Genomic DNA, 7,506 nt, shown 5'->3' with positions numbered 1-7,506 from the left:
CGATAAAGACGAAGCGATCGCGTTTCAACCAGTCATCGAGAGCGTCGAATACGCCTCGGGTTGGTTGCGCGCGCCCAACTGCAATGGTCATGACGCAAATCTCCAAAGATTATGAGAACGAGAGACAAAGTACTCAGCCCATTGTCAAGAGTCGCTTTGGCCGGCTTGACTCTGGTGTGAGAAGAATTTACTTTTCTTCACTTATCTCACCAATTATAGGGGTATGTTCTCCAAAAGTTCTAGCCTCTCGTCTATAAAGCTTAAAATTTCTTCACACTTCTTAATGAGAGAAGGATGAACACCCGATCGGAGTAGATATTTGCGATACTAGATCTTGGTTATCCGTAAAGCACTCTCTTATGTTCATTATCGAATTGACGTTGAAGACTACTCCTGTTCCCCTTTCGGTGCAGCGCAAGACCGCAGAAGATGCGGAAACGACTTATAAAGAGATCACAGAAGCAATGCGTGCTGGCGGTAGCCAAGTTTTAGAGCTGACCTGCGATCGTCAAACCGATAAAAAACTTGCCCTGCTTAGCGATGGCATTGCTGCGGTGCAGATTTATGAGAAATCTAGTGCATCTGCGTCTGGCAGAGCGCCTGGTTTCTTCTCAATGGCTGAGTAAGGGTCTCCATGACTTCTGGATCTACTGCTGCCATTCGTATTCAAGATCTCTGCTTTAGCTGGTCTGAAGATAGAAGCGTTTTAAAGGCCTGCTCTTTAGAAGTGCCTATAGGAGAGTTTTGGATGCTTTTAGGCACGAACGGCAGCGGTAAATCTACTTTATTAAGGCTACTAGCAGGGCTGTTAACACCTGACTCAGGAGACATAGAGATTTCGTCGCCTATAGGTTTTGTGTTTCAAAACCCTGATCATCAGCTTGTAATGCCAACGGTGGGCGCAGATGTTGCGTTTGGGTTAGTTCAAGAAAAGCTGTCGATTTTAGAAGTGCGCCAGCGAGTAGAAGAGTCTCTGGCAGCCGTCAATTTATTAGCGCTGCAACGACGACCGATTTATGCCCTCAGTGGAGGACAGAAGCAGCGAGTCGCGATCGCCGGAGCCGTCGCCCGTCACTGCGAGATTTTGCTCTTAGACGAACCGACTGCCTTGCTCGACCCCGACAGTCAATTAGAACTAGTAGCTCAAGTTAAAAAACTAGTGAAAGACCGGGGTATGACTGCTCTGTGGGTGACTCACCGATTGGATGAGTTGGATTATTGTGATGGTGCTTTTCTGCTAGAAAAAGGGCGAGTCGTTGACCAGGGAGACCCTAAGCGATTGCGACAACGTTTGATGCAGACTGAAGAACCGACTGAGTGACATATCCTCCGTCATCGCCTACCCGACGCTGATTGCAAGCAATACAGCGCGGGGCTTACGACGTTCGGCTAAATTAATCGATCGCTGACTTGCGCGACTACGAGGATGAATTTTTTGGTTCATCCCCAACTTTTGTGCAAATTTTTGTATACAAACCTCGATCGGAGATGCCAATATTAAGGAGTGAGAAGCCACGGTCAGCGTCCGTCTATCCTATCCACTCCAAGCCCATGCCCCCTTCCGTGCCACAAGCTGTGTTATTGGTGGACGGCTACAATATAGTCGGAGCTTGGCATGACTTAAAACAGGTGCGTGACTGCGAAGGGCTTGAAGAAGCGCGTCGCCAATTGATTGCAGCACTCACAGGCTACAGTGCCTTTCAGGGGTTTGACACTCAGGTTGTCTTTGACGCTCAATATCGCGACAGTCTCGCTAATCGCGAAGTGGTCACGCCTAATCTATTGGTTCACTACACTGATTTTGGGCAGACCGCAGACACTTATATAGAGCGATCGTGCGCTGACTTTCGACACGACATTCGCAAATTTCATCAACGGTTGATTGTGGCAACCTCCGATCGAGCGCAGCAACTTACAGTGATAGGCTATGGGGCAGAATGGATGTCAGCCCAACAATTAGCCAATGATGTCGATTTTGCGACCCGTCGAGTTCAGCGTAAACAGAAAGACGTTAAAAAATCGTCTGGTCGGTTTTTGTTTAATTCTCTCGACCCGATCGCCCAAGAACGGTTAGCCCGTCTGCGATTTGGCGAAGATCAGAAATAAGTTTGCAAAAAGCTTGTCAAAAGATCGCGTTTATCGCTATTATGAGATTCGCAACGAGCAACGTTCCTCAGTAGCTCAGTGGTAGAGCGATCGACTGTTAATCGATTGGTCGCAAGTTCGAATCTTGCCTGGGGAGTTTTAAAAGTAAATAATCTCTTATTGACTTCGAGCCATCTCTGTAAGCCAATTTAAGAGAGGTCGCAACTGATTGGGTACTGCCGACTCGCTGACTTGGACGGTGTGATGTTGACCATTATCTTCAGCAGTGACTTTGTATTGAAAGCGATCGGGCTGAGAATTAGGCGATGAGATCGTGGCAGGTAGATGAAAAAAGTCTGTTGCCTGCATTAGTCGACGAAGATGCCCACCTTCAGCCGTCGGCAATGTCTCTGTGTCAACTGTTGTAGTCATGACGATTCCGGCAAAACCGCCGCTACGCTCAAAAGTGACTTTCATAGAGGTTAAAGGGTGAAAGGTGAATGGATCGCTAAAGGCAGGAAGAGGGTGAACTCAGAACTTTTTGCGCTTCATCCACCCTTTACCCTCTAGATGACTCCAACCGTTTTCCAAGCATTTTGTAAGGCAACGTGTTCTTTGCCGTTTTTGCCGTAGAGTTCTGCTGCGATCGTCGTCGTAGCGTTAGCAGCCGTTTTGAACGTTGCTCTGCGGCTCAGACGTTCGGTTAATGCCACATACCAGATTTTTCCAGCTTTCTCCCAAGCGTAGCCTCCAATTTCGATCGCTGCTAGATAAAAAGCTCGATTTGGAATGCCCGAATTGATGTGAACCCCTCCATTATCCGCAGTGCCAGTATATAAATTTTTGAGAACCGCAGGCTGAGGATCTTTGCCCAAAACGCGATCGTCATACGCAGTTCCGGGGGCTTTCATCGATCGTAGAGCGACCCCACTGATCTTAGAAGTAAACAGCCCTTGCCCAATTAGCCAGTCTGCTTGCTCGGCGGTTTGGTTCAGCGTTTTTTGCTTGATCAACGAACCAAAAACATCAGAGAAAGATTCATTGAGTGCGCCAGGTTGTCCTCTATAGATCAGCGCGGCTTCGCTTTGAGTCACTCCATGAGTCAACTCATGCCCGATTACGTCGATTGATTTAGTGAAGCGATCGAAGATCTCACCATCTCCATCGCCGTAAACCATCTGACTGCCGTTCCAAAAGGCGTTGTCATAATTACGATCGAAGTGAACGGTCGAATCGAGCCGCATCCCAAACCCATCGATCGAGTTGCGTTGAAACACTTCGTAATAAAAATCGTAGGTCGCTCCTGACCCGTCATAGGCTTCGTCAGCCGCAATATTGCCAGTGGGTGGGTCGCCCTCCCCGCGCACTAGGGTTCCTGGCAAATCGGTTCCATTTTTGGCATCGAAAATCGTGCGGCGCTTTGTTCCAGCAGGGGACATAAACCGAGTGCTGCCGATCGCCTCCCGTCGTCCTCGAAATTGCTCGGACGATCGCAGCGTTTCTAATGCCCACTCCCGCTGAGTTTGATTGCCGCTAAGAATAATGTGATCGGTCATATACGGCGGCAAAATGCAGCAGATTGGACAGACATGAAACCCTTGATGCTTGCCTAATAGCCGTTTGGTTATCTTTCTCATGGCTTTAAATCGCTCCTAGTTTTAGAAATGAGAGACTGACTTCTGACCCTGAATTCTGATGTTTTGTTACAAAACTTCTATTTGTTCTCAGATAATTTCCCTCTTACTTTTATTATGTTTAACAGACCTGACAAATTGGTTCTACACACTTTTTAATAATTCGATGTTTGAACCCGAAACGTTTTAATCTAAAAGTTAAGCGTAGTTGACCCTGGATAGCGTTGTATTCATGTGGTTCATTACTTCACTAGAATCTATGTTCTAGAAGTAACGAGGCTGATTGACGGTGACAGGTGACACTCTGGTCAGATTTAACACAGTAACGATCCGTAAATGGGAGCTTTAGAAATCCAATGAGTGTTAAGGCAAGTGGTGGAAGCTCGGTTGCACGCCCGCAACTATACCAAACAGTCCCTGTTGCGACTATTTCGCAAGCTGAACAGCAAGATCGGTTTCCCGGTCGGGGTGAGCTAGACGAGTTGGCTCGCTATTTCAGTTCGGGTGCCAAACGCCTAGAAATTGCTGAGTTATTAACCCGCAACTCAGAGCTAATTGTGTCCCGTGCGGCAAATCGCATTTTTGTAGGCGGTTCGCCAATGGCGTTCTTAGAAAAGCCTGCGGAAGCGCCTGTCATGAGCATGGCTGGCACCACGGTAGATACCCCAGAAGCCATGAAACTGGGCACGGCAACCTATGCCAGTGGTGGCAATGGCGGTTTCCTAGATGGAGTTCGCGCCTTCTTCTTGACTCCCGGAAACAATCCAATTCCTGCAAATTTCCGACCTATTAACGTTGCCCGTTACGGTCCGGGCAACATGGCGAAATCGCTGCGGGACTTGAGTTGGTTCTTGCGATATGTCACCTACGCGATCGTGGCAGGCGATCCCAACATCATCTCGGTCAACGTCCGGGGTTTGCGCGAAATCATCGAGAACGCCTGTTCGGGTGAAGCCACGATCGTGGCATTGCTAGAGATGAAGACCGCTGCCTCTAACTACTTTCGCAACGATGCCGAAGCGATCGAGATTGTGTCTCAATACTTCGATGTCCTGATTACAGAGTTTAAAGCTCCGACTCCTTCAGCCAAGGTGCGTCAGCGTCCCTCTAATGATCTGCAAGGTTTGCAGCTTCCTCAGATTTATTTCAATGCCTCTGAGCGTCGCCCCAAATATGCGATGAAGCCAGGGCTATCTTCTTCTGAGAAGAATGAGATTGTCAAAGCCGCCTATCGTCAAGTGTTTGAGCGCGATATCACCCGTGCTTACTCGCTGTCTGTTTCTGATTTAGAGTCTAAAGTCAAAAACGGCGAAATCTCCATGAAGGAGTTTATTCGTCGCTTGGCGAAGTCTCCGCTCTACCGCAAAAATTTCTTCGACCCCTACATTAACAGCCGCGCTCTAGAGTTGGCATTCCGTCACATTTTGGGTCGCGGGCCGAGCAGCCGAGAAGAAGTGCAGAAATACTTCTCGATCGTCTCTAGCGGCGGTCTAGCTGCCCTAGTGGATGCTCTGGTTGATTCAGATGAGTATTCCGATTACTTCGGGGAAGAAACCGTTCCTTATCTACGGGGTCTAGGTCAAGAAGCGCAAGAATGTCGCAACTGGGGTCCGCAACAAGATCTGTTCAACTACAGCGCACCCTTCCGCAAGATTCCTCAGTTCCTCACGACGTTTGCTGCCTACGATCAGCCGCTACCTGACCAACACGTTTACGGTTCTGGCAACGACCCGTTAGAGATCCAATTCGGTGCCATCTTTCCGAAAGAAACGCGCAACCCTAGCAGCAGTCCCGCGCCTTTCGGCAAAAACACCCGCCGGATTTTGATCAATCGTGGCGCAGGCATCAACAACCAACTCAGCAACCCTGGTGCAAGAGGCATCGCCCCTGGCACACTCGGACCCAAAATCTTCAAGCTCGATCAGTTGCCAGGGTTCTCTAACACTTATGGCAAGCGCTCTGTCAACAACAAAGGCGTGAGCGTCAAGTTTTCAGAAAGCTCCACGCAAGCCGTGATTCGGGCTGCCTACTTACAAGTCTTTGGGCGGGCTGTCTATGACGGTCAACGCCTGAAGTTTGACGAAATCAAGCTAGAGAATGGTGAAATCACGATTCGGGAGTTTGTGCGTCGCCTTGCTAAGTCAAACCTGTTCCGCTCACTGTATTGGACTTCGCTGTATGTCATGAAGTCGATCGAGTATATTCACCGTCGTCTGTTGGGTCGCCCGACTTACGGTCGTCAAGAAACCAACAAATACTTCGATCTCGCGGCTAAGAAAGGCTTTTATGCCGTCATCGATGCGATTTTAGACACCGTTGAATATAGTGAAACCTTTGGTGAAGACACCGTTCCTTATGAGCGCTATCTAACCCCAGCAGGTCTTTCACTGCGGACAAGCCGCGTGGGTTCGATCGCCGATAAAGGAATGCCCAAAGTCATTCTCGAAGAAACTCCTCGCTTTGTCGAACTGGGTGCCGTTGAAGGCATACGGACAGAACCCGATGTTCAGTTCCGCGTCAATCAAGGCGTTAGCAAGAAGCGCGAACAAACCAAGGTCTTCAAACTCACGAATTTGTCAGACAAATCGAACCTCAAAGTGATTGCAGGCGCTGCTTACCGCCAAATCTTTGAGCGCGATATCGCTCCTTACGTGGTCAAAAACGAGTTCACCGAATTGGAGAGCAAACTTGGCAACGGCGAAATCAACCTCAAAGAGTTCATCGAAGGCTTAGGCATTTCGAGTCTTTACCTCAAGGAGTTCTACGCACCCTACCCCAACACGAAAGTGATTGAGTTAGGCACCAAGCACTTCTTAGGGCGCGCCCCGCTAGACCAAGCTGAAATCCGCAAATATAACCAGATTTTGGCAACCCAAGGGATTAAGGCTTTCGTTGGGGCGATGGTCAACAGCATGGAATATGCTCAGGCGTTTGGTGAAGACACGGTTCCTTACAACCGATTCTTAACCCTCCCAGCGGCAAACTTCCCCAATAGCCAAACGCTCTATAACAAGCTGACCAAACAGGACAGCAAAGTAGAGAATCCTAGCTTCACAACCGTGAAGCCGCGAATGGATGCCAGCAAACTGCCGTTGACGGGCAAAGCGATCGCTGATCAAGCTGCCGAAGCGCTTCAGATGGATAAGAGCCGGCCTCTATTCATCGAACTGGGTCGATCGTTCTCAAATGGAGGCGGTCAATCGGTCGAAGTGGGCGTTGGCACGACTCGCCGCAAACCTGCTCGGATCTTCCGCATGAACCCTGGCATGGGTCAAGGTGAAACTGAGTTGGTGCTGAATGCAATCTACGTTCAGGTGATGGACGTGTTTAGCGGTCAGACTCCTAGCCAATTCCGACGATCGGACTTAGAGAGTAAGCTTCGCAACGGTGAAATCTCGGTTCGCGAGTTCGTCAAGACGCTGGCAAGCTCGGAGATCTATCGTCGTCGCTTCTACACGCCTTATCCCAACACCAAGGTGATTGAGTTCTTGTTCCGTCACTTATTGGGTCGCGCTCCGGCAACTCAGGCTGAGATTCGCCAATATAACAAGCTGTTGGCGGATAATGGTCTGAAGGCGGCGGTTGAAGCAATGGTGGATAGCGCTGAATATGCTCGTTTCTTTGGCGAAGATGTGGTGCCTTATAAGCGCTTCCCATCGCTGCCTGCGGGTAACTATCTCGGTAGCGTTCAGGCGGATGCTGACCTAGTGAAGCAATCCTGGTCTGATCTGTCTCCATCTTCTCTGACGGGTCGGTTGAGCTAGTGAATTAGACGATTAATTAAAAA

Annotated in this window: 6 protein-coding genes and 1 tRNA gene; 5 read left to right on the top strand and 2 right to left on the bottom strand. The window is 49.1% G+C overall.

The window, feature by feature from the left end:
- The first annotated feature begins 359 nt into the window (after window positions 1-359).
- The 4 genes from BRW63_RS14830 to BRW63_RS14815 all read left to right on the top strand — a co-directional run bounded on the left by BRW63_RS14830 (window position 360) and on the right by BRW63_RS14815 (window position 2,242).
- The gene (locus BRW63_RS14830; RefSeq protein WP_073072386.1) at window positions 360-626 is read left to right on the top strand and encodes a hypothetical protein; all 267 of its coding nucleotides are present in this window, start codon (window positions 360-362) and stop codon (window positions 624-626) included.
- Window positions 627-634: 8 nt separating this feature from the next.
- The gene (locus tag BRW63_RS14825) at window positions 635-1,321 is read left to right on the top strand and encodes an energy-coupling factor ABC transporter ATP-binding protein (RefSeq protein ID WP_073072385.1); all 687 of its coding nucleotides are present in this window, start codon (window positions 635-637) and stop codon (window positions 1,319-1,321) included.
- A gap of 230 nt (window positions 1,322-1,551) precedes the next feature.
- Window positions 1,552-2,106: an NYN domain-containing protein gene (locus BRW63_RS14820; protein WP_073072383.1), complete on the top strand. Its 555-nt coding sequence runs from the start codon at window positions 1,552-1,554 to the stop codon at window positions 2,104-2,106.
- Window positions 2,107-2,170: 64 nt separating this feature from the next.
- Window positions 2,171-2,242, top strand: a tRNA-Asn gene (locus tag BRW63_RS14815).
- A gap of 20 nt (window positions 2,243-2,262) precedes the next feature.
- Here the strand turns inward: BRW63_RS14815 and BRW63_RS14810 are convergent.
- On the bottom strand, window positions 2,263-2,562 hold the full coding sequence (locus BRW63_RS14810) for a protealysin inhibitor emfourin (protein WP_073072382.1): 300 nt from the start codon (window positions 2,560-2,562) through the stop codon (window positions 2,263-2,265).
- Between the two features lie 89 nt (window positions 2,563-2,651).
- Window positions 2,652-3,722, bottom strand: coding sequence for a M4 family metallopeptidase (locus BRW63_RS14805; protein ID WP_073072380.1), 1,071 nt, complete (start codon window positions 3,720-3,722; stop codon window positions 2,652-2,654).
- 353 nt (window positions 3,723-4,075) lie between these two features.
- Here BRW63_RS14805 and BRW63_RS14800 point away from each other — a divergent pair, with 353 nt between their 5' ends.
- Window positions 4,076-7,483: a phycobilisome rod-core linker polypeptide gene (locus BRW63_RS14800; RefSeq protein ID WP_073072379.1), complete on the top strand. Its 3,408-nt coding sequence runs from the start codon at window positions 4,076-4,078 to the stop codon at window positions 7,481-7,483.
- Window positions 7,484-7,506: the final 23 nt, after the last annotated feature.

It is taken from the genome of Phormidesmis priestleyi ULC007 (assembly GCF_001895925.1).
GTDB classification, from domain to species: domain Bacteria; phylum Cyanobacteriota; class Cyanobacteriia; order Leptolyngbyales; family Leptolyngbyaceae; genus Phormidesmis_A; species Phormidesmis_A priestleyi_A.
This window is presented reverse-complemented; position numbering and strand designations above follow the sequence as displayed.